The sequence below is a fragment of the Mesorhizobium abyssinicae genome, from assembly GCF_049887195.1.
Lineage (GTDB): Bacteria > Pseudomonadota > Alphaproteobacteria > Rhizobiales > Rhizobiaceae > Mesorhizobium > Mesorhizobium abyssinicae.
In genome coordinates this window covers 24,859-46,759 of sequence record NZ_JARAKC010000013.1, presented here as the reverse complement: position 1 = coordinate 46,759, position 21,901 = coordinate 24,859, and the positions used below count along the sequence as shown (strand labels likewise).

Genomic DNA, 21,901 nt, shown 5'->3' with positions numbered 1-21,901 from the left:
GGGCCAGGAAGGAAAGAACATGGCGAAAGCGGAAAACGCCGAACTCGTCTTCGTGCCGCTCGGCGGCGTCGGCGAGATCGGCATGAACTTCGCCCTTTACGGCTACGGACCGGCCGATGCGCGCGAGTGGATCGTCGTCGATGTCGGCGTCACCTTTCCCGACACCGCGCATCCGGGCGTCGACCTGATCCTGCCCGACACGCGCTTCATCGAGGAGAACCTCGACAATCTGCGGGGCATCGTCATCACGCACGCGCACGAGGACCATTACGGCGCGCTGCTCGACATCTGGCCGAGGCTGAAGGCGCCGGTCTGGATGACGCCGTTCACCGCCGGCCTGCTGGAGGCCAAGCGGCAGGGCGAGCAGGGCGCGCCGAAGGTGCCGGCGATGATCTACCGGGCCGGCGAGAAATTCACCATCGGCCCGTTCGAGATCGAGGCCATCCCGGTCGCCCACTCGATTCCCGAGCCGATGTCGCTGGCGATCACCACGCCGGCTGGCACCGTCATCCACACCGGCGACTGGAAGATCGATCCGGAGCCGACGATCGGGCCGAAGACCGACGAGGCGCGCTTCCGCGCCTATGGCGACAAGGGCGTGCTGGCGCTGGTCTGCGATTCGACCAACGCGCTGCGGGAAGGGGAATCGCCTTCGGAAGTGGCGGTCGGCGAGGGGCTGAAGGGCGTCATCCAGAGCGCCAAGGGCCGCGTCGCCGTCACCACTTTCTCCTCCAATGTCGGCCGCATCGTTTCCATCGCCAGGGCGGCGCGCGACGCCGGCCGCCAGTGCCTGGTGCTCGGCCGTTCGCTGAAGCGCGTCATCGATGTCGCCGGCGAGCTCGGCTACATGGACGGGCTGCCGGAGTTCATCGCCGAGGAGGATTACGGTTTCATTCCGCGCGAGAACCTGGTCATCATCTGCACCGGCAGCCAGGGGGAGCCGCTGGCGGCACTTGCCAAGCTGTCGCGGGACGAGATGAAATCGGTGTCGCTGACGGCCGGCGATACCGTGGTGTTTTCCTCGCGCACCATCCCCGGCAACGAGAAGGCGATCCTCGAGATCAAGAACCGGCTGATCGACCTCGGCATGAAGATCATCGAGGACGGCGATGCGCTGGTGCACGTCTCCGGCCATCCGCGCCGCAGCGAATTGCGCAAGATGTATGAATGGGTGCGGCCGCAGATCGGCGTGCCGGTGCATGGCGAGGCGGCGCATCTGGTGGCGCAAGGGTCGCTGATGTCGATGTCCGGCATCGGCCAGGTGGCGCAGGTGCGCGACGGCGACATGCTGAGGCTCTATCCGGGCGCCGCGACCATTGTCGACCAGGTGCCGTTCGGCCGCGTCTACAAGGACGGCCGGCTGATCGGCACCGACCAGGCGATGGGCATCCGCGACCGGCGCAAGCTGTCCTTTGCCGGCCATGTCGCCGTCAATGTCGTGCTCGACGACAAATACGAGCTTGCCGGCGATCCCGACCTGGTGGCGATCGGTGTCGCCGAGGCGGACGCCAGCGGCGAGACCCTGGAGGACCTGATGCTCGATGCGGCAATCGGCGCCGTGGACTCGATCCCCCGTCAGCGCCGAAAAGACCTCGACCTGGTGCAGGAAGCGGTGCGCCGCGCGGTGCGCGGTGCCGCCAACGAAGCCTGGGGCAAGAAGCCGCTGGTGACGGTGTTCGTCACGCGGTGACGAACAAGGGAATAGGGGAGTAAGGCAGTAGGGGAATAGGGAAGAATAAGCAGTCTGTATTTGTTCAGACTCGTTTCCCTACTCCCATACTGCCCTACTCCCTTACTCCCCTAAAGCGGAGCGCTTTATGCTCGGACGCCTGAACCATGTCGCGCTTGCCGTGCCGGATCTGGCCGCGGCAATGGCGGCCTATCGCGACACCCTCGGCGCGCGGCTGAGCGCACCGCAGGCGCTGCCGGAACATGGCGTGACCGTGGTGTTCGTCGATGTCGGCAACACTAAGATCGAATTGCTGGAACCGTTGGGCGAGAACTCGCCGATCACAGCCTTCCTGGAGAAGAACCCCTCGGGCGGCATGCACCATGTGTGCTATGAGGTGGATGACATCGTGGCCGCGCGCGACCGGCTCAAGGCCAGCGGCGCGCGCGTGCTGGGTGACGGCAGCCCGAAGATCGGCGCGCATGGCAAGCCGGTGCTGTTCCTGCATCCCAAGGATTTCTTCGGCACGCTGGTCGAACTGGAGCAATCATGAGCTGGGTCTCGTTCATCGCGCTGTTCTTCGCCACCTGGTGGGTGGTGCTGTTCGCCGTCCTGCCGTTCAGCCTCAGAACCCAGGATGAGGACAAGGATGTGACGCTGGGCACCGTTCCCAGCGCGCCGCGCGGGCCGCACATGCTGCGCGCGGCGTTCCGGACGACGATCGCCACGCTGGTTCTTCTCGGCATCTTTTACGGCATCACGCGGGGGCTTGGCCTCGGCATCGACGACATCCCGCACGTCGTGCCGGACTTCAACCAGACGCCGAAGAATTAACGACGCAGTCGAGCCAAAGTCATCCCATTGCTTGCGAGTCGGTTCAGCCGGAAATCCGGTAGCCGGCTTTCGAATTCTCGTTGCGCTGACGTAGGGTAAAGCAGTTTGGCAATCTGTCGTGCTAAGCAGATGATTGCACAAAAAAAATGCAAGGCACGAGGCCTTGCAATTTAAACGCGTCCGATCTGTTTCCGGTATCCGGCGGCTGCGAGTAACCGCGCCTAGATAGCATCCTCCCAAGACTTTGACCGCGTAGGAGAGCAGATTTTTTTCCGCCCTCTCGGTTATCGGGGCACACTAGCCTAAGGCAGATGAAATTGTCACGAAGAATTTTGCCCGGAAACGGGCAATATCGTGCTGCAGTGCACAATAGTACGGCATGCCTTGCTTGTGAAACGATCAACCGGGCGGATGCAGCACTTCGGCCGCTCGCTCGGGTTTCCAATCCGCCATGAAATGGCTATGAAGCCGGGGCAAGCAGCCCATGCCGCGCCGATTCCGGCGGGGCCATCCTCACTTACGGACCAGTCCATGCGTTTGTCGCGCTATTTCCTGCCCATTCTCAAAGAAAATCCGCGCGAGGCCGAGATCGTCTCGCACCGGCTGATGCTGCGCGCCGGCATGATCCGCCAGCAGGGGCAGGGCAGCTTCTCCTGGCTGCCGCTGGGCAAGCGCGTGCTGGACAAGGTCTGCCGGATCATCCGCGAGGAGCAGGACAGGGCGGGCGCGCTGGAGATCCTGATGCCGACCATCCAGTCGGCCGAGCTGTGGCGCGAAAGTGGGCGCTATGACGACTACGGCAAGGAGATGCTGCGCATCAAGGACCGGCAGGAGCGCGAGATGCTCTACGGGCCGACCAATGAGGAAATGGTCACCGAGATCTTCCGCGCCTATGTGAAGTCCTACAAGGACCTGCCGCTCAACCTCTACCACATCCAGTGGAAGTTCCGCGACGAGGTGCGGCCGCGCTTCGGCGTCATGCGTTCTCGCGAATTCCTGATGAAGGACGCCTATTCCTTCGACCTCAACTACGAGGGCGCCAAGGCCGCCTACAACCGGATGTTCGTGTCCTATCTCAGGACGTTCACGCGCATGGGCCTGCAGGCGATCCCGATGCGCGCCGACACCGGGCCGATCGGCGGCGACCTAAGCCACGAGTTCATCATCCTGGCCGACACCGGCGAGAGCCAGGTGTTCTGCCATCGCGACTATCTTTCGCTCGCCGTGCCGGGCGCGAACACCGACTTTTCCAACGACGCCGAGATCGCCGACATCGTCAAGACGTGGACGACGCCATACGCGGCGACCGACGAAATGCATGACGAGGCGGCCTGGGACAAGGTCTCCGAGAGCGACAAAGTCTCGGCGCGCGGCATCGAGGTCGGCCATATCTTCCATTTCGGCGAGAAGTATTCCAAGCCGATGGGCGCCAAGGTGACCGGGCCGGACGGCAAGGATCATTTCGCCTCGGGCGGCTCCTACGGCATCGGGCCCTCGCGACTGGTGGCGGCGATCATCGAGGCCAGCCACGACGACAACGGCATCATCTGGCCCGACGCGGTGGCGCCGTTCGACATCGGCCTGATCAACATGAAGGCGGGCGACGCCGAATGCGACCGCGTTTGCGACGAGCTCTATGCCGCGCTCTCCGGCGCTGGCAAGGACGTGCTCTATGACGACACCGACCAGCGGCCGGGCGGCAAGTTCGCCACCGCCGACCTGATCGGCCTGCCCTTGCAGGTGATCGTCGGGCCGCGTGGCGTGGCGAGCGGCGAGGTCGAGATCAAGAACCGCAGGACCGGCGAGCGCGAGACGCTGCCGATCGAAGCGGCGAAGAAGCGCCTCGGTATCGCCGCATGAGCCAGGCGGCCGCAGCCAAAGCCCCGGCCGTCAAAGCCCCAGCCGCCGGCGCCTTTTCGGTGTTCGAGCGCATGGTTGCCTGGCGCTATCTGCGCTCGCGGCGCAAGGAGACGGTGATCTCGGTCATCGCTTCGATCTCCTTCCTCGGCATCATGCTGGGGGTGGCGACACTGATCGTCGTCATGGCGGTGATGAACGGGTTCCGCGCCGAGCTCTTGACCCGCATCCTCGGCGTCAACGGCCATCTGATCGCGCAGCCGCTGGATTCGCCGCTGGAGGACTACGCCCAGGTGGCGGGCCGCATCAACGGCGTGGCCGGCGTCAAATACGCCATTCCGCTGATCGACGGCCAGGTGCTGGCGCAAGGCAATGTTGGCGGCGGCACCGGCGCGCTGGTGCGCGGCATACGCGGCGAGGACCTCGGCAAGATCTCGATCGTCTCCAGCAATATCAGGCAAGGCACGCTTGACGGCTTCGACACCGGCGAGGGCGTGGCGATCGGCAAGCGCATGGCCGAGAATCTCGGCCTCGTGCTCGGCGACACAATCACGCTGATCTCGCCGGACGGCGACGTGACGCCGCTCGGCACGACGCCGCGCATGAAGGGCTACAAGATCGCGGCGATCTTCGAGGTCGGCATGTCGGAATATGACAGCTCGATCGTCTACATGCCGTTCTCGGAAGCGCAGCTCTATTTCAACATGGACGGGCGCGCGCAGACCATCGAGATCTATGTCGACAATCCCGACAATGTCGACGCGCTGAAGCCGCTGGTCGAGCAGGCGGCGCAGCGGCCGATCGACCTTGTCGACTGGCGCCAGCGCAACGAGACCTTCTTCTCGGCGCTACAGGTCGAGCGCAACGTCATGTTCATGATCCTGACGCTGATCGTGCTGGTGGCGGCGCTGAACATCATCTCGGGCCTCGTCATGCTGGTGAAGGACAAGGGCCACGACATCGCCATCCTGCGCACGATGGGCGCCACGCGCGGCGCGATCCTGCGCATCTTCCTGATGACGGGGGCGGCGATCGGCGTCACCGGCACCATCGCCGGCGTGCTGCTCGGCGTCGTCATCTGCCTCAACATCGAATCGATCCGCCAGTTCTTCTCCTGGATGACCGGCAGGATCCTGTTCAATCCCGAGCTCTATTTCCTCAGCCAGCTGCCGGCGAAGATGGATGCGCGCGAGACGACATATGTCGTCATCATGGCGCTGGGCCTGTCCTTCCTGGCGACGGTGTTTCCGGCCTGGCGGGCGGCGCGGCTCGATCCGGTCGAAGCCTTGAGGTACGAGTGATGGCCGAAGCCATTATCGAGCTGAAGGGCGTCGAGCGGCACTATGTCCAGGGGCCGCGCAAGCTGACCATCTTGAACGGCGCCGATTTCTCGCTGCGCCGCGGCGAGATGGTGGCACTGGTGGCGCCGTCCGGCACCGGCAAGTCGACGCTGCTGCACACCGCCGGCCTGCTTGAGCGGCCGGATGCCGGCGACGTGATTCTCGGCGGCCGCGCCTGCGGCCGGCTTTCCGACGACGACCGCACGGCCATCCGCCGCAACGACGTCGGCTTCGTCTATCAGTTCCATCATCTGCTGCCGGAGTTTTCCGCGCTGGAAAACATCATGATGCCGCAGCTGATCAAGGGGCTGTCGCGCAAGGAAGCGGCCGAGCGGGCGGCACAGCTGCTCGACTACATGCAGATCGGCAAGCGGGCGCAGCATCGCCCGTCGGAGCTCTCCGGCGGCGAGCAGCAGCGGGTGGCGATCGCACGCGCCGTCGCCAATGCGCCGCTGGTGCTTTTGGCCGACGAGCCGACCGGCAATCTCGACCCGGTCACCGCCTCCTATGTGTTCGAGGCGCTGGAAGCGCTGGTCCGGCAATCGGGCCTCGCGGCGCTGATCGCCACCCACAATCACGAGCTGGCTTCGCGCATGGATCGGCGGGTGACGTTGGCCGAGGGCAAGGTCGTCCCCCTTTAGGTCACGGCGATATTCGGGTGAGGCCGGCCTGCGAAAGGCGGCTTCCTGCGCTTCCGGTGCTCACGTACTTCAATGCCGCTCCGCTCCGGTTCTCGGACCCACCATTCTCGACTCGGCCTGACCCGAATCTCGGCGTGCCCCGGCGACCTGACTGGCAAGACTTTCTGTCTGCCGTGAACGCAAGACCGGCGCGCAGCCCGTCAACCTTTCCTTAACCCTGCCGGATTGAGCGCCCGAAATTTCCGGGCCGCGCCTTTCTGAGGTCGTTGACATTCGAACAAAATTAGAACAAAATACGAACATACTAACAACTGGAGAGAGTTATGTCGGACCTTGTTCAGGATGTTGTGTCGCTCGTGTGCATGAGCACGTTTCTGATTTCCATGGCGATCTGGATCGGCGCCATGTGAGGACCATGCCTTGCGGCCGGCTGCCGCAAGCGCTTTCGACGTTAAGCTTTTCTTGCCGCCATTGACGCTAGGGTGCCCGCGAAGACAGGGAGCAACACCGGTGTCGCCGATCGTGATGGCCATCCTCCTGGCCGGCAATCTCGGACTGATCTTTCTGCTGATGACCGTGCCGCTCGGCCTGCGCACGGTCAGGGTGTCGAGGCTGGTGGCGGCGGACCGCCACCGGCTCTGGCAAGCGTTGTGGCCGTTCGGCAGCGATGCCGGCTGGTCGGGCGAGATCGTTTCCGCTGAGGCGCTCGACGGCCAGGGCATGGCCCGGATCGTCCTGTCCTGGGAAGGGCGCGACGGCCAGCCGATCGAACGCAAGGTCGTGCTGGAGGATGTCGTCGAAGGCGGCCGCTTTTCCATGCGCGTCCTCGATGATTCATCGCTCGATGCCTCCTTCTGGGCCAACTACCGCCAGACCACCGAACTGGTGGCCGAGGGCACCGCGACGCGGGTAAGCCTCGGCCAGACCGATCGCTATCGCGGCGTCGCCTTCCTGATCTTCCGCTATTTCGCCATGCGGCGCGAGCTCGGCAAGCTGCAGCGCTGGGCAAGGACCGGAGAGTATCGCAAGGGCGGCTGGTTCGAGCATCCGCTCAGCCAGGTGGGATTCGCCGTGCTTTCAGCCTTCATCCTGTGGCCGTTCTTCGGCCTCAGCCTCGGCGGCCTGGCGCTGGCCGCGATCCTGACCTCGGTGGTCGCCCTGCACGAGCTCGGCCATATGGCGGCATTCCGGCTGATGGGACATAGCAGGGCGCGCATGATCTTCATCCCGCTGCTCGGCGGCATCGCCATCGGCGGCAGGCCCTACGACAGCCGCTTCGAAGTTGCCTTCGTGGCGCTGATGGGCGCCGGCTTCTCGGCCTTCCTGGTGCCGGTGCTGATCGCCGCCAGCGGGCTTGCCAGAGGCGAGGGGCATGGCGCCGTCGCCGCGCTGCTGGCGACGCTTGCCGGCTTTTCCGCGCTGTTCAACATCGCCAATCTGGTGCCGGTGTGGAAGTTCGACGGCGGCCAGGTGCTGCGCCAGATCTGCCCCGGCCCGATCGCCCTGGCGCTGGCTTCGTTCCTGCTGCTGTCCGCCCTGCTGGCGCTCGGCTGGCTGGCCGGCTTTTCGCCGGGCTTCCTGCTTGCGGCCGGCGTCGTGTTCCTGATCCTCAGCCTGCTCACCATGGGCAGCGCGGTGAAGCCGCGCCATGAGCTGAAGCCGATCCGGACCTTCGACCGATTCGCCATGGCCGGCGCGCTGCTCGCGGTCTTCGCCATCCATGGCTATGGCGTGCTGTGGGCGTCCACGCTGCTGGTCTGAACTGGTTCCGGACAGGTTCTCAGCCGGCCTTGCGGGCTGCCTCGACGGGTGAAGCCGCGACAGGGCCGAAGACATGCTCGAAAGCGGATTTCAGCGCCAGGTCGAGGTCGGCCATGGTCACCGGCAGGCCAAGGTCGACCAGGCTGGTGACGCCATGATCCTGGACGCCGCACGGCACGATGCCGGTGAAGTGTCCGAGTTCCGGCTCGACATTTATGGCGATGCCGTGAAAGCTCACCCAGCGCCGCAGCCGGATGCCTATTGCCGCGATCTTGTCCTCGGCCGGCGTGCCGTCGGCAAGCGCGGGACGATCCGGCCGCACGACCCAGACGCCGACCCTGTCCTCGCGCCGCTCGCCGCGCACGTTGAAGGCGGCAAGCGTTGCGATGATCCATTCCTCGAGCGCGGCGACAAAGGCGCGCACGTCCTCGCGCCGGCGCTTGAGGTCTAGCATCACATAGGCGACCCGCTGGCCAGGGCCGTGATAGGTGTATTCGCCGCCGCGCCCTGCCGAAAAGACCGGAAACCGGTCCGGCTCGATCAGGTCCTCGATGCGGGCGCTGGTGCCGGCCGTGTAGAGCGGCGGATGCTCGACCAGCCACACCATCTCGCCGGCCGCACCAGTGCGGATCGCCTCGGCGCGCGCCTCCATGAAGGCGATCGCATCGGGATAGGCGGTGAGGCCGGGCTCGATCCGCCATTCAACCGGCGCGGAGCCGGGCAGGGGCAGGAACGACGTGGCGATCTGGCTGCGTTCTGGCATGATAAATCTCGTGTGCTCCCTCATATGGCGGCAATGGGGGAAAACGTCCAGTTCCCCGGCGTTTTCCAAAGCTGTGGAGCCTTGTGCCGCCAGCTCTGTACGATGCATGTCGCTCCCCCAAAACCGCTACGCACTTTTGGGCGACATGCATTGGCGATTATTCCGCACGGCGCACTTGTTTCGCCGGAAACGATTTGCTACAGGCCCCGAGCCGGTTCGTTCCGGCTCCTACCACGTGCGGTCGTGGCGGAATTGGTAGACGCGCAGCGTTGAGGTCGCTGTGGGGCAACCCGTGGAAGTTCGAGTCTTCTCGACCGCACCAAAATCTCCCTGTTGAATTTTCAACGGTTGCGGCAAAGAGCCCAACCAGCCGCCGGGACGTCGGGTAGCCTGCCCGGTCAGGCCGCCGTTTGAGGCGTGCGCGCCGGTTTGGCGGCTAAGCTCCTGCGTTGCTATGTCAGGCGCGGCAACCCGCGAGCAAAGGTTGTCATTGCGTGCAAAATGCAACCACAAGGAAACCCAATTTAAAGAATGCCAAAGTACCTTCGCCAGCTGTTCCGGGGAGGTTCCTTTGCCTTACAATCCTGCGCTGGATGGATTGCGCGCCATCAGCATCCTGGCTGTTTTGGCTTTCCACTGCGAGGTGCCGCTGCTGCATGGCGGCTTCTTCGGGGTCGATCTGTTTTTTGTGCTTAGCGGCTTTCTGATCACCACCATGCTGCGCAACGAACTTGACGAGACCAACAGCATCGATCTCGGCCGCTTTTACTGGAACCGGCTGGTACGCCTCACTCCGCCCCTTTATCTGATGCTGGCGGCAATCCTGCTCATCGGTCTGGAGACGCCCGGAAAAACTCTTATTGCAGCTGTCTACCTGACCGATTTCTTCGCGCCCTATGAGCACTTCTACGGTGTCCTGCGGCACACCTGGTCGCTGGCCGTGGAGGAGCAATTCTACCTGGTATGGCCGTTGCTGCTGGTGGGCATATTGCGCCTGCCTCGACCGGCTGCCGTGGTTGTCGCCATGTTTTGCATCGCGACAGCCTGGAGGATCGTGCTGCTGCAGGAATTGCCGAGCGAATGGGTCTACTATCGTCCCGACGCCCGCCTGACAGGCTTGCTTGCGGGTGCGATCGTGGCTTTGGCAAAGCCGGAGTTCAAAGACCTATCCCAACTGGACAGCATCGGCAGAACGGCCGCGGGCACAATCCTGCCGTTCATGGTAGGCACGCAGATATTCACGCCGGTCTCGCTGCTGATCATGCAGCCTCTGGTCGAGGTTTCGGCAGCGGCCTTGGTTGTCGTGGCGACGGACAGCAGGAGTGAAATTCATCGCCTCTTGTCCCACCCCATGCTGGTGCGGGTCGGGGTCCTTTCCTATTCGATCTACCTTTGGCATTACCCGATCGCCAACGTCATGAAGCAGTCCTATGGCTGGGCTCCAACCCTGTTCGTAACGGCTGTCCTGTCGATGGCTCTCGCCGTGCTGACGCACAGTCTCGTCGAGATCCCGATGAGGGCGCTTCGTCTGCGACGTCGCGTCGTTGTAGGCTGATTTTGCAGATCTGCCCCGACTGGGACCGTCGCCGGCGCTATCCCGTCCAGCCAAGGCCGGCCGAGATGCAGTTGATCGAGACGAGCAGGGCGTCGGTCGCCCGCTTTTGATCCGCTGTGCCGGTGTTTGCCCGGACTTCCCGCAGCAGATCGACCTGCAGCCGGTGGATGTCGTCCATCTGTCGTCGCAGATTGTCGAAACGCCGCTTGAACATCGGAAAGCGCGCGGAAAGATCGCCTCCCGTGAGGTCGCCGATCAGGCGTCGCGTCAACTCGTATTCGGCACCGATGCGGGCGTGGATTCGCCCGGCCGCATCGCTGTCGGACACCAGGCCGGCGTAGAGCCGCGCGATCTCCATGTCGGACTGGTAAAGCGTCTTCTCGGCCTCGTCGACGATCAGGCGGAAGAAGCGCGAGTGCTCGAACATGCGGGCCAGAAGGTCGCGCCCGGCCTCGCCGCGCACGGTGACGAAGGAACTCATCGCGCTGCCGATGCCATACCAGCCGGTCAACAGATGACGGTTCTGGCTCCAGGCGAACACCCATGGAATGGCGCGCAGGTCGGCAATGCCGCTGGCGCCGAAACGGCGATCCGGCCGTGAGCCCATTTTCAAGAGCGCCAGCTCCGCGACCGGGCTCGCCTGGTTGAAATAGGCGAGGAAGCCGGGCTCGGCCATCAGCCCGGCATAGGATGCCTGCGACATGCCTGCCAGCGCTTCCAGCGCTTCGTCGAATTCCGGCGTTTCCTTCTTCTCGGCATCGCCGGGCGATCCGACACTGTGGGCCAGCACGCCGGCGGCGAGAATCTCGAGCTGGTTGAGGCCGGTGCCGCGATTGGCGAATTTCGACGAGACGACCTCGCCCTGCTCGGTCACCCGCATGGTTCCGGCGACGGTTCCTTGCGGCTGCGCGGCGATCGCCCGGCCGGTCGGCGCGCCGCCACGGCTGACGGAGCCGCCGCGGCCGTGGAAGAAGCTGATCCTGACCTTGTGCTTGCGGCCGACGGCAGCGAGGCGCTTTTGCGCTTTCGCCAGTTCCCAATTGGACGCGAGGAAACCGCCATCCTTGTTGGAGTCCGAATAGCCGAGCATGATTTCCTGGCGCGCGCCGAAATCCCGCACCGTGCGCCTGACCAGCGAAACGCCGAGCAACCCGTCCAGGATGGCGGGGGCGGCCTGCAGATCGGCGATGGTCTCGAACAAGGGCACGATCCGCAGCCGGATTGTGCCGCCGCCACTGGGCGCGGTCGAAAGTCCGCAATATTGCGCCAGCAGATAGACCGCGAGCAGATCGTCTGCCGAGCGGGTCATGCTGAGAACGAAAGCGCCGACAGCATCGCCATCCGATCCGGAGATGTGCCTGGCGATGACCGAGAATGTCGAAAGCAGTTCGCCTGCCTCAGGCGAGAGCCGGCCTGCGTCGATCTCCAGCTGCTCGCCCTGGCTCAAGGCAGCGCGAATGCGCGCCGACCATTGCGGCGTGCCGGCTGCCACCGGATCGGCGGGATTTGCCAGCGCAAACAGCTCGGCCAGCACCCGGTTGACGACGGTGGAGTTCTGCCTGACGTCGAGCGAAACCGTGCGGAAGCCGAAGCTTCCGAGCTGCCAAAGCAGCGGCTGGACGAAACGCCTGGCCACCGCGCGCCCTCCGATTGCTTCGAGGACCGAAGACAGGGCGTTGAGATCAGCCCGAAACGCCTCCGCCGAGGGGTACGCCGCCGTACTGCCATCCCGCGTGGCGTCCAGCCGAGCAAGCAGGGCCGAGGCGAACTGGCGAAGCGGTTCGTCAGGGTTGCGGGCGGCGATCTCGTCGGCCTGTCCGCTTCTATCGAGTGCCGTTTGCAGCACCGGCTCGAAGCTGGCCGGCAGGTCGATGACGTTCGAGCTGGCACTGAGCACCGACACCAGCCGCTGCATCTGCGCCAGATACCAGCCTATGGCGGTGTTGCGGTACTCGGCCATGGCATGGGCCGTGACCGCGGCCGTCACGTTGGGATTGCCATCGCGGTCGCCGCCGATCCACGAGGCATAACGCATGAAGGAGGGAATTCTTATCGGCTCGCCCGGATAGTGACGCTCAAAGGCGCCCTGAAGCTTGCCATAGAGCTGCGGCGTCGCCTCGAAGATGACTTCGCGAAAGAAATGCAGGCCCCAGGCGATCTCGCGCTCGACCGTCGGACGCTCCAGCCGCAGTTCGCCGGTCATCCACAGAAGCTCGATCTCGCTTTCCAGATCGGCGACCAGCAGGTCGCGTTCGCGCGGCGCCCAGCGCGGCTGGTCGAGCTCGGTCAGCTTGCGATAGATGCGGCGGTGGATCTCCAGCACTGTGACGCGCTTGGCCTCCGTCGGGTGAGCGGTCATGGTCGGGCCGACGTAAAGCTCATTGAGCGCGGCCTGGGCCTCCTGCGCCGAGTGGCCGTTGGCCGCCATCTGCGCGATCACGCTGGCGAAGGAGCCGGGCACTTCGTCGACGCCGGCGCCCTGTTCGAGTTCGCGTCGCGCCCGCATGGCAAGCAACTCGTCGGCGATCGTCAGCAGTTGGAACCACACCCCTGTCGCCTGAAGCGCCGGGATGCGCTGGCCAGGGGCGAGGGAGCCAAGCGACCTGCGTCCGCTCAGAACGGCGGCGATCTCCGGCTCGCGGGCGCTTGCGACCTGCAGCAGCAGGCGCAACAAAAGGCTGCGCTCGTCCTCGCGAAACTTGATGCGTCTGCTCTGTTCCAAGGCGCTCTCCTGATCCGTCGGCATCGACCGCCGCTGTAGCCGCGCCCTGAATCGAGGGTGGCGCCGGCTGTCAGGCGACCCGGTCGGGAACCGGACGCCCCTCGAAGAAGGCGGTCAGGTTCTCCACCACCTTCATGCCCATCGCCACCCGCGTTTCCTCGGTCGCGCTGCCGAGATGCGGCAGCAACACGACATTCTCCAACTGCTTCAGCGCCTCCGGAACGGCCGGCTCCTCGGCAAAGACGTCTAGGCCAGCGCCGGCGATCTCGCGCCTTTGCAGCGCGCCGATCAGGGCGTCCTGGTCGACGACGTCGCCGCGCGCGGTGTTGATCAGGAACGCGCTACCCTTCATCAACCGCAGGCTTCGGGCATCGATCAGGTGGCGGTTTTCCGCGCCGCCCGGGCAGTGCAGCGACACGAAATCGGATGCCGTGAGCACACCTTCCAGAGTCTGCATCTGCACCGCGCCCATGGCGCGCGTTTCCTCATCATCGACCGGCGACCGGTTGAAGAACACGATCTTCATGCCGAAGCCGAAATGCGCGCGCCTGGCCGTCGCCTTGCCGATGCGCCCCATGCCGACAATACCCAAGGTCTTGCCCGAAACCTTCGCGCCGGCCATGTGGGTCGGCGACCAGCCGTGCCATTCTCCGGCTCGCAGCTGCCGCTCGCCTTCACCGGTCCGGCGCGCGACCGCCAGCATCAGGCTCAGCGCAAGGTCGGCGGTACAATCGGTCAGCACGCCAGGCGTGTTGGTCACCACGATGTCGCGGTCGCGGGCCGCCGCGACATCGATGTGGCTGAAGCCGACGCCGAAATTGGCGATGATGCGGGTACGGGCGGTGCTCTCGGGGAACACCGCGACCGGCAAGCGGTCGCTGACCGTCGCCAGGATCGCGTCAAAATCCGCGAAGGCGGACGTCATCGCGGCAGCGCTCAGCGGCGTATCGTCTGCGTTGAGCGTCGTGTCGAAGCGCTCTGCGAGGATCGCCTCGACGGCGGTCGGCCATTTGCGGGTGACAATCAAACGCGGTTTCATCGAGTTTCCTGCCGATCGACGGGCCGCCGCGATGCTTGCGCCGGCCCAGATTTCACAATTAGCGATGCGGCGTCACGCCGCCTTCTTGGTCCGCGCCAGTGTCTCGGCCACGACCTCGCCGAAGGAGGCGGGAGTCGGCACGATGACGACGCCGGCTTCCTTGAGGATCTCGACCTTCTCCTGCGCCGACTCGCCAAAGGCGGAGATGATCGCCCCGGCGTGGCCCATGCGGCGGCCCTTCGGCGCGGAAAGGCCGGCAATGTAGGCGATCAGCGGCTTGCGCATGTTGTCGCGCGCCCAGATCGCGGCTTCGGCTTCCTGCGGGCCGCCGATCTCGCCGATCATCACCACGGCATCGGTATCCTCGTCGCGTTCGAAGAGTTGCAGGATGTCCTTGAACGACGAGCCGTTGATCGGGTCGCCGCCGATGCCGACGCTGGTCGACACGCCGATGCCGAGCGCCTTCATCTGCGAGGCCGCCTCGTAGCCCAGCGTGCCGGAGCGGCCGACGATGCCGACGCGGCCGGGCAGGTAGATGCTGCCGGGCATGATGCCCATCAGCGCCTGTCCGGGGGTGATGACGCCGGCGCAGTTCGGGCCGACGAGGCGCATGCGGTCCTCGAAGCGGTAGCGGCGCATGTAGCGCTTGACCTGCATCATGTCCTGCGACGGGATGCCGTCGGTGATGCAGACGCAAAGCTTGATGCCGGCGTCCGCCGCTTCCATGATCGAATCGGCCGCGAAGGGCGGCGGCACGAAAACGATGCTGGCCTCGGCGCGGGTCTCGCGAACCGCACCCTTGACGGTGTTGAAGATGGGCAGGCCGAGATGGGTCTGGCCGCCCTTGCCGGGGGTGACGCCGCCGACGAGCTTGGTGCCGTAGCGCTTCATGTCCTCGGCGTGGAAGCTGCCGATCTTGCCGGTGAAGCCCTGGACGATGACGCGGGTGCTGCGATTGAGCAGGATTGCCATTTTTTAGACCTCCCTCAGGCTGCTTTTTTCTTCTTGGCGGCCGCGCGCCAGGCGGCGACGGCCTTTTCGGCGGCTTCGGCCAGCGTCTCGGCGACGATCACCGCCTCGCCGGAATCGGCCAGGATCTTGCGTCCTTCCTCGACCTTGGTGCCGGAGAGCCGCACCACCAGCGGCACGTCGACGCCGACTTCGCGGATCGCCTTGATGACGCCTTCGGCGACCCAGTCGCAGCGGTTGATGCCGGCGAAGATGTTGACCAGGATGGTCTCGACATTCTTGTCGCCGAGCACGGCGCGGAAGGATTTCGCCACCCGCTCCGGAGAGGCGCCGCCGCCGATGTCGAGGAAGTTGGCCGGCTCGCCGCCGGCGATCTTGATCATGTCCATCGTCGCCATGGCGAGGCCGGCGCCGTTGATGATGCAGCCGATATTGCCCTCCAGGCCGACATAGGAAAGGCCGCGGTCACTGGCGAAGGTTTCGCGCGGGTCTTCCTGGCTCTTGTCGCGCAATTCGGAGATCTCCGGGCGGCGGAACAGGGCGTTCTCGTCGAACGACATCTTGGCGTCGAGCGCGACCAGGCTGCCGTCGCGGGTCACCACCAGCGGATTGATCTCCAGCATCGAGGCGTCGTAGTCGCGGAACACCTGGTAGCAGCCGAGGATGGTTTCGGTGGCCTTGCCGATCAGATTGCTCTCGAGCCCGAGGCCGAAGGCGATCTCGCGCGCCTGGAACCCCTGCATGCCGACACCGGGATCGACCGTGGCGCGGATGATCGAATCCGGTTTCTTTTCGGAGATGTCCTCGATCTCCATGCCACCGGCGGCCGAAGCCACGATCATGACGCGCTCTTCCTTACGGTCGAGCACGAAGCCGAGATAGAGCTCCTGGGCGATGTCGACCGCTTCCTCGAGATAGAGGCGCGAGATCAGCTTGCCGCGCGGGCCGGTCTGATGGGTCACCAGCTTGCGGCCGAGCATGGCCTCCGCCGCGTTGGAGATCTCCTCGTCGTTGGAGCAGAGCTTGATGCCGCCGGCCTTGCCGCGCGCGCCCGAATGAACCTGCGCCTTCAGCACCCATTTCGAACCGCCGATCTCGCGCGCCCGGTAGGTCGCCTGCTCGGGGCTGTAGGCGAGGCCGCCGCGCGGCACATGCACGCCGTGGCGGGCGAGCAGTTCCTTGGCCTGGTATTCGTGAATGTCCATTTTGTCCTCCGGTAATTCTCAGTGCGTCGCAGCCTGGCCGGCGCGCTCGATGGCCTCGCTGACCACCAGCACGTTGCGCGCCATGCGTTCCGACGCGGCGTCGATCATCTTGCCATCGAGTGCCGCCGCGCCCTTGCCGAGCGCCTCGGCCTCCTTCAGCACCTCGAGGATGCGCCTGGCGCGGGTGACCTCTTTCTCCGGCGGCGAGAACACGTCGTTGGCGAGCGCGATCTGCGACGGGTGGATCGCCCATTTGCCTTCGATGCCGAGTGCCGCGGCACGCCTTGCGGCCGCATTGTAGCCTTCGGGGTCGGAGAAATCGCCGAACGGTCCGTCGATGGCGCGCAGGCCGTAGGCGCGGCAGGCGACCGTCATCCGCGACAGAGCGAAATGCCACTGGTCGCCGGGATAGTCGGGGTTGAGGCCGCCGATGTTGACGGTGCGCGCCTTGTTGCTGGCGGCATAGTCGGCAACGCCGAAATGCATCGCTTCCAGCCGGCCGGGCGTGGCGGCGATCGCCTCGACATTGGCCATGCCGAGCGCGGTCTCGATCAGCGCCTCGAGACCGACGCGGGTCTTGTAACCCTTGGCCATCTCGATCTGGTTGACCATGGCCTCGACCATGTAGAGGTCGGCCGGCACGCCGACCTTCGGCACCAGGATGGTGTCCAGGCGGTCGCCGGCCTGTTCCATGACGTCGACCACGTCGCGGTACATGTAGTGGGTGTCGAGGCCGTTGATGCGCACCGAGACGGTCTTGCCCTTGGCGCGCCAGTCGATGTCGTTCAGCGCCTGGATGATGTTCTTGCGGGCGCGCTCCTTGTCGGGCGGCGCGACCGCGTCCTCGATGTCGAGGAAGACGAAGTCGGCGGCGCTGTTCGCGGCCTTGTCGATCATCTCCGGGCTCGAGCCCGGAACCGCCAGCTCGCTGCGCTGCAGCCTGAGCTTCTTCAGGTGGTTGATTGTGTGGCTCATGATCGGTTCTCCTCAGGCGGCTTCGGCAACCGGCACCGCGGCCGAGGCGCGGAAGTGCTGGATGGCGGCGCCGACGCCGGAGCCCGGCGCCAGCTTGACGCCGCAGTCGAGCAGCGCCAGCTCGGCGGCCGACAGCGAGGCCAGCACCATCACCTCGTTCAGCCAGCCGAGATGGCCAATGCGGAACACCTTGCCGGCCACCTTGTTGAGGCCGCCGCCGAGCGATGTCTGGTAGGTCCCGTAGGCGCGCTTGACGACGTTGGCGCTGTCGATGCCGTCGGGCACCAGGATGGCGCTGACCGTGTCGGAGTGCCATTGCGGTGTCCTGGCGCACAGCTTCAGGCCCCAGGCCTCGACCGCCTTGCGCACGCCTTCGGCGAGACGATGGTGGCGGGCGAAGATGTTCTCCAGCCCTTCCTGGGCGATCAGGTCAAGCGAGGCGCGGAGACCGCGCAGCAGCTGGGTGGCCGGCGTATAGGGAAAGTAGCCGGTATCGTTGACGCGGATCATGTCCTCGAAGGAGAAGTAGCAGCGCCGGTGGGTCGCGACCCGCGACGCGGCAAGCGCCTTCTTGCTGACCGACAGGAAGCCGAGGCCGGCGGGCAGCATGAAGCCCTTCTGCGAGCCGCTGACGGCGCAGTCGACGCCCCATTCTTCCTGACGGAAGTCGATCGAGCCGATCGACGAGACGCCGTCGACAAAGAGGAGCGCCGGGTGGTTCGCCGTGTCGAGCGCGGCGCGGCAGCCGGCGACGTCGCTGGTGACGCCGGTCGCGGTCTCGTTCTGGGTGCAGAAGACGGCCTTGATGCGGTGCGCCTTGTCGGCCTGCAGCTTCTCGGCATAGAGCTCGAGCGGGACGCCGGTTCCCCATTCGCAGTCGATGACGTCGACCTCGAAGCCGAGACGCTCGGCCATGTCGACCCACAGATGCGAGAACTGGCCGAAGCGCGACATCAGCACCCGGTCACCGGGGCTAAGCACGTTGGTCATCGCCGATTCCCAGGCGCCGGTGCCGGACGAAGGGTAGATGAAGACGCGGCCGGTCTCGTTCTTGAACACCTTCTTGATGTCCTCGAACAGCGGCAAGGTCAGATCCGGGAAGGAGGAGGCGCGCATGTCCTCCATCGGCAGGTTCATGGCCTGCCGGACCTGCTCCGGAATGTTGGTGGGCCCTGGGATGAAAAGATGGGTGAACCCAGCCATGCGCGAACTCCTCCGGTCATTTGGGATGGTGGAGGAAGTTTCGTTTCGATGAGCCTGAGCGACAACACTCTGGCGGGTAAGTTGTCGCCGCGCGCGGGTAGGTTCCGCCTACCCGGCCGTCCTACCCGATAGGTGATTTGGGCGTACGGCGCTTCTCGCTCGAATAGAGCGCGACCGCCATGGCGCGGTTGCGGACGTCGAGCTTGTCGTAAAGATTCTTGAGGTGGTACTTCACCGTATTCTCGGAAATCCCGGTCCGTGTCGCGATCTGCAGGTTGGTCCAGCCGTCGGAAAGCACCGCCAGCAGCTCGCGCTCACGCACGGTGAGCTGCGCCAAGGGCGTGTCGTTGACCTTGTTGATGTCGATATAGGGGATGCAGATGCGGCCGTGCGCGACCGCCAGGATGGTCTCGAAGATGATCGGCGGGTCGTCGAACTGGAAGCAATAGCCTTGGGCTCCGAGCCGCACGCACTGCTTCAGGATGCCGATGTCGTGGTCGTTGGAAAAGACGGTGATGCGGACGTCGAGCCCACGGTTCTGGACCTCGGCCAGGATGTCGGCGCCATCCATGTCGGCGAGCTTCCAGCCGATGACGGCGACGTCGAAGTCAGGCTCCGCCGCGAATTCCAGGAATTGCTTGCCGCTTTGCACGGTGGCCAGAAGCTCGAAGCGCCCGTCGCATTCCAGCATTTCGCGAAGGGCCGAGATGACGAGCGGATTGCGTTCGGCAACGATCACGCGAACGCGTCGTTCCTCAATTGACCCGTTTCCTCTCTCCGGCTTCGTCGTCAAGGGTTCCCGGTTTTTCTCTTTGCGGCCGGGCGAGCCCGGCCGTGGTCCTCTATGCTGACAATTCTGCCGCAACCGCGCGGGCGTGCTCTTTCCCCAGCGACATGCGCTGTCGCGTCGCCTGAAGCCGGACCGGCATCCCTTTTTGATGGTATCGCCATTCCCGGTGGCTTACCGGACGATGTCTCCTGGCAATGGAATTGATCGGGCGGGAAGGGCGTATTTCGTTTGATATTCCTGAGCGTTAGAGCGATAGGTTCGCAAATCGAATCGTGCTGCCGAACCATCATTCCTTCGAGCTTCGGATTTTCCCAAATGCGGTTTCCCCTTTGGGTTCGATGCTCTAGACCTGAACTCTAGACTATTTGCTTCTGCGCAATTCCGAACGGAAAACCGTTACACACTTTTCCTGGAATTGCTCTAGCTTTTCCGGAATCCTGACGGCGGGAGGCGCTGGTGGAAGGCCAGGACAATCAGACGACCGACGCCAGGCCGCATGAGGAGGCCCACGCCGACATCTATGGCGAAGACGGCGCCGTCCTGTCGTCTTTCCTGGCCCATGTCGGCGCGGCGATCGCCGACCGCGACACGCTCACGCTCAAGCGTGACGTCGGCGACCTGCACCAGTCGGAGCTCGGCGATCTGCTCGAGGCATTGCATCCCGAGCAGCGCCGGGCGCTGGTCGAGCTACTCGGCTCCGATTTCGACTTTTCCGCGCTGACCGAGGTCGACGAGGCGATCCGTCTCGACATCGTCGACAATCTGCCGAACGAGCAGATCGCGCAGGCGGTGCAGGAACTCGATTCCGACGACGCCGTCTACATTCTTGAGGACCTCGACCAGGAGGACCAGGACGAGATCCTGTCGCAGCTGCCGTTCACCGAGCGGATCAGGCTGAGGCGGTCGCTCGACTATCCGGAGGAGTCGGCCGGCCGGCGCATGCAGACGGAATTCGTCGCCGTGCCGCCGTTCTGGACCATCGGCCAGACCATCGACTACATGCGCGAGGACAAGAACCTTCCCGACCGCTTCAGCCAGATCTTCGTCATCGATCCGAGCTTCAAGCTGCTTGGCGCCATCGATCTCGACCAGATCCTGCGCACCAAGCGGGCGGTGAAGGTCGAGGATGTGATGCACGAGACGAGGCACGCCATCCCGGCCACCATGGACCAGGAAGAGGCGGCGCGCGATTTCGAGCAGTACGACCTTCTGTCGGCGGCCGTGGTCGACGAGAACGAGCGGCTGGTCGGCGTGCTGACCATCGACGACGTCGTCGACGTCATCCAGCAGGAGGCCGAGGAGGATCTCCTGCGCATGGGCGGCGTCGGCGACGAGGAACTGTCCGACACGGTGCTCGCGACCTCGCGCTCGCGTGTGCCGTGGCTTCTGGTCAACCTGTTGACGGCCTTCCTCGCGGCCTCGGTGATCGGCCTGTTCGACCACACGATCGAGCATATCGTGGCGCTGGCCGTGCTGATGCCGATTGTCGCCGGCATGGGTGGCAATGCCGGCTCCCAGACGATGACCGTCACCGTGCGCGCGCTGGCGACGAAAGATATCGACATCTACAATGCCGCCCGCATCATCCGCCGCGAGGTCGGCGTCGGCTTCATCAACGGTGCGGTGTTCGCCGTGCTGATCGGCATCGTCGCGGCGGCTTGGTTTCGCGATCCCAACCTGGGCGGCATCATCGCGGCGGCGATGATCATCAACATGTTCGCGGCGGCGCTCGCCGGGATCCTGATCCCGCTGCTGCTCGACCGCTTCAAGATCGATCCGGCGGTGGCGTCGGCCGTCTTCGTCACCACGGTCACCGACTGCGTCGGCTTCTTCGCTTTCCTCGGCCTCGCTACCTGGTGGTTCGCCGTCCCCTGAGGATTGTTCATATTCAGGTGATGCCGGCCTGCAAATGGCGGTCTCCTGCGCTTCCGGTGCTCACGTACCTTTAAGCACGCTCGGCTCCGGTTCTCGGAGACCACCATTTTGCTCGCTTCGCGCCCGTCTTCGACTCCGGCTCGGCCTACACAACAACCCAATCCCAGTTGGGGATCGTGTCTTCAATTGACTTTTACGTAAATGCCGTGCGAGGTTCGGCCAGCTTCCATTCGATTCCGCTCATGGAACGGAGGGGAGGGGCGACGCCACGGACGGCGCCCAGAACCGGCATCGGGAGCGACAATGCGGGAATACTACACGATCACCGAACTGACCCGCGAATTCGACGTGTCGACCCGGACGCTGCGCTTTTACGAGGACGAGGGGCTGGTGCAGCCGGTGCGGCGCGGCCGCACAAGGCTGTTTCGCCCATCCGACCGGCATCTGATCCGCCAGATCATGCGCGGAAAAAGGCTCGGCTTCTCGATCAACGAGATCCGCGAAATCATCCAGATGTACAAGGAACCGCCCGGCGAGGTCGGCCAGCTCAAGCTGATGATCAAGCGCATCGAGGAAAAGCGCGAGGATCTCAGGCAGAAGCGGCGCGACCTGGAAGAAACGCTCGCCGAGCTCGACCAGGCCGAGGAATCCTGCGTCGAACGCCTGGTGGAGCTCGGCGTCAACACCTGAACGTGGCTGTCCC

The 21,901-nt window shown here is 64.8% G+C and carries 18 protein-coding genes and 1 tRNA gene; 11 read left to right on the top strand and 8 right to left on the bottom strand.

Features of this window, described 5'->3' with window-relative positions:
• Positions 1-19 precede the first annotated feature (19 nt).
• The 7 genes from PU724_RS23975 (at position 20) to PU724_RS23945 (ending at position 8,102) form a co-directional block, all read left to right on the top strand.
• A complete protein-coding gene (locus tag PU724_RS23975) occupies positions 20-1,690 on the top strand; it encodes a ribonuclease J (RefSeq protein ID WP_127391984.1) in 1,671 nt (556 codons plus the stop codon).
• Between the two features lie 127 nt (positions 1,691-1,817).
• Positions 1,818-2,222: a methylmalonyl-CoA epimerase gene (mce, locus tag PU724_RS23970; protein WP_126054034.1), complete on the top strand. Its 405-nt coding sequence runs from the start codon at positions 1,818-1,820 to the stop codon at positions 2,220-2,222.
• Positions 2,219-2,503, top strand: a complete 285-nt coding sequence (locus tag PU724_RS23965) for a DUF1467 family protein (protein WP_127284972.1) — start codon at positions 2,219-2,221, stop codon at positions 2,501-2,503. The genes mce and PU724_RS23965 overlap by 4 nt, the downstream gene beginning before the upstream one ends.
• Positions 2,504-3,034: 531 nt before the next feature.
• The gene (proS, locus tag PU724_RS23960; RefSeq protein ID WP_354424046.1) at positions 3,035-4,363 is read left to right on the top strand and encodes a proline--tRNA ligase; all 1,329 of its coding nucleotides are present in this window, start codon (positions 3,035-3,037) and stop codon (positions 4,361-4,363) included.
• The gene (locus PU724_RS23955) at positions 4,360-5,661 is read left to right on the top strand and encodes a lipoprotein-releasing ABC transporter permease subunit (protein WP_127284974.1); all 1,302 of its coding nucleotides are present in this window, start codon (positions 4,360-4,362) and stop codon (positions 5,659-5,661) included. The genes proS and PU724_RS23955 overlap by 4 nt, the downstream gene beginning before the upstream one ends.
• Positions 5,658-6,341 carry an ABC transporter ATP-binding protein gene (locus PU724_RS23950; RefSeq protein WP_320320294.1) on the top strand — a complete coding sequence of 228 codons (684 nt, stop codon included), beginning with the start codon at positions 5,658-5,660 and terminating at the stop codon, positions 6,339-6,341. The genes PU724_RS23955 and PU724_RS23950 overlap by 4 nt, the downstream gene beginning before the upstream one ends.
• A 510-nt stretch (positions 6,342-6,851) precedes the next feature.
• Positions 6,852-8,102 carry a site-2 protease family protein gene (locus tag PU724_RS23945; protein WP_354424043.1) on the top strand — a complete coding sequence of 417 codons (1,251 nt, stop codon included), beginning with the start codon at positions 6,852-6,854 and terminating at the stop codon, positions 8,100-8,102.
• Positions 8,103-8,121: 19 nt separating this feature from the next.
• On the opposite strand, the gene lipB is transcribed toward PU724_RS23945, so the two are convergent.
• The gene (gene lipB, locus PU724_RS23940; protein ID WP_354424042.1) at positions 8,122-8,865 is read right to left on the bottom strand and encodes a lipoyl(octanoyl) transferase LipB; all 744 of its coding nucleotides are present in this window, start codon (positions 8,863-8,865) and stop codon (positions 8,122-8,124) included.
• Positions 8,866-9,102: 237 nt separating this feature from the next.
• Between lipB and PU724_RS23935 the strand changes: the two genes are divergently transcribed.
• Together PU724_RS23935 and PU724_RS23930 are read left to right on the top strand one after the other, a co-directional pair.
• Positions 9,103-9,187: transfer RNA gene (locus tag PU724_RS23935), tRNA-Leu, on the top strand.
• A 249-nt stretch (positions 9,188-9,436) separates the two neighbouring features.
• Positions 9,437-10,420 (top strand): acyltransferase family protein, encoded by a 984-nt coding sequence (locus PU724_RS23930; RefSeq protein WP_354424041.1) that lies wholly within the window; start codon positions 9,437-9,439, stop codon positions 10,418-10,420.
• Between the two features lie 37 nt (positions 10,421-10,457).
• On the opposite strand, the gene PU724_RS23925 is transcribed toward PU724_RS23930, so the two are convergent.
• The 7 genes from PU724_RS23925 to PU724_RS23895 all read right to left on the bottom strand — a co-directional run bounded on the left by PU724_RS23925 (position 10,458) and on the right by PU724_RS23895 (position 19,272).
• Entirely contained in the window at positions 10,458-13,142 is a 2,685-nt protein-coding gene (locus tag PU724_RS23925; RefSeq protein WP_127284979.1) for a phosphoenolpyruvate carboxylase, read from the bottom strand.
• Positions 13,143-13,212: 70 nt separating this feature from the next.
• Positions 13,213-14,181 carry a 2-hydroxyacid dehydrogenase gene (locus tag PU724_RS23920; RefSeq protein ID WP_292347944.1) on the bottom strand — a complete coding sequence of 323 codons (969 nt, stop codon included), beginning with the start codon at positions 14,179-14,181 and terminating at the stop codon, positions 13,213-13,215.
• A gap of 72 nt (positions 14,182-14,253) precedes the next feature.
• Entirely contained in the window at positions 14,254-15,153 is a 900-nt protein-coding gene (sucD, locus tag PU724_RS23915; protein WP_127285818.1) for a succinate--CoA ligase subunit alpha, read from the bottom strand.
• Positions 15,154-15,167: 14 nt separating this feature from the next.
• Complete coding sequence (locus PU724_RS23910) at positions 15,168-16,355, bottom strand: malate--CoA ligase subunit beta (RefSeq protein ID WP_127285817.1); 1,188 nt, start codon at positions 16,353-16,355, stop codon at positions 15,168-15,170.
• Positions 16,356-16,373: 18 nt separating this feature from the next.
• Positions 16,374-17,330 carry an HpcH/HpaI aldolase/citrate lyase family protein gene (locus tag PU724_RS23905; protein WP_127312040.1) on the bottom strand — a complete coding sequence of 319 codons (957 nt, stop codon included), beginning with the start codon at positions 17,328-17,330 and terminating at the stop codon, positions 16,374-16,376.
• Positions 17,331-17,342: 12 nt separating this feature from the next.
• On the bottom strand, positions 17,343-18,533 hold the full coding sequence (locus PU724_RS23900) for an aminotransferase class V-fold PLP-dependent enzyme (protein ID WP_354424039.1): 1,191 nt from the start codon (positions 18,531-18,533) through the stop codon (positions 17,343-17,345).
• 121 nt (positions 18,534-18,654) lie between these two features.
• Complete coding sequence (locus PU724_RS23895; protein WP_407046009.1) at positions 18,655-19,272, bottom strand: LuxR C-terminal-related transcriptional regulator; 618 nt, start codon at positions 19,270-19,272, stop codon at positions 18,655-18,657.
• Positions 19,273-19,779: 507 nt separating this feature from the next.
• Here PU724_RS23895 and mgtE point away from each other — a divergent pair.
• Positions 19,780-21,198, top strand: coding sequence for a magnesium transporter (gene mgtE, locus PU724_RS23890; protein ID WP_127285813.1), 1,419 nt, complete (start codon positions 19,780-19,782; stop codon positions 21,196-21,198).
• A gap of 303 nt (positions 21,199-21,501) precedes the next feature.
• Complete coding sequence (locus tag PU724_RS23885) at positions 21,502-21,888, top strand: MerR family transcriptional regulator (RefSeq protein ID WP_112618641.1); 387 nt, start codon at positions 21,502-21,504, stop codon at positions 21,886-21,888.
• The last annotated feature ends 13 nt before the right edge of the window (positions 21,889-21,901 follow it).

Bases quoted from the DNA above. Each gene is read 5' to 3' on its own strand.
- sucD (WP_127285818.1), bottom strand. From the start codon at position 15,153: ATGGCAATCCTGCTCAATCGCAGCACCCGCGTCATCGTCCAGGGCTTC.
- PU724_RS23900 (WP_354424039.1), bottom strand. From the start codon at position 18,533: ATGGCTGGGTTCACCCATCTTTTCATCCCAGGGCCCACCAACATTCCG.
- PU724_RS23885 (WP_112618641.1), top strand. From the start codon at position 21,502: ATGCGGGAATACTACACGATCACCGAACTGACCCGCGAATTCGACGTG.
- PU724_RS23920 (WP_292347944.1), bottom strand. From the start codon at position 14,181: ATGAAACCGCGTTTGATTGTCACCCGCAAATGGCCGACCGCCGTCGAG.
- proS (WP_354424046.1), top strand. From the start codon at position 3,035: ATGCGTTTGTCGCGCTATTTCCTGCCCATTCTCAAAGAAAATCCGCGC.
- PU724_RS23955 (WP_127284974.1), top strand. From the start codon at position 4,360: ATGAGCCAGGCGGCCGCAGCCAAAGCCCCGGCCGTCAAAGCCCCAGCC.
- PU724_RS23975 (WP_127391984.1), top strand. From the start codon at position 20: ATGGCGAAAGCGGAAAACGCCGAACTCGTCTTCGTGCCGCTCGGCGGC.
- lipB (WP_354424042.1), bottom strand. From the start codon at position 8,865: ATGCCAGAACGCAGCCAGATCGCCACGTCGTTCCTGCCCCTGCCCGGC.
- PU724_RS23910 (WP_127285817.1), bottom strand. From the start codon at position 16,355: ATGGACATTCACGAATACCAGGCCAAGGAACTGCTCGCCCGCCACGGC.
- PU724_RS23905 (WP_127312040.1), bottom strand. From the start codon at position 17,330: ATGAGCCACACAATCAACCACCTGAAGAAGCTCAGGCTGCAGCGCAGC.
- PU724_RS23965 (WP_127284972.1), top strand. From the start codon at position 2,219: ATGAGCTGGGTCTCGTTCATCGCGCTGTTCTTCGCCACCTGGTGGGTG.
- mce (WP_126054034.1), top strand. From the start codon at position 1,818: ATGCTCGGACGCCTGAACCATGTCGCGCTTGCCGTGCCGGATCTGGCC.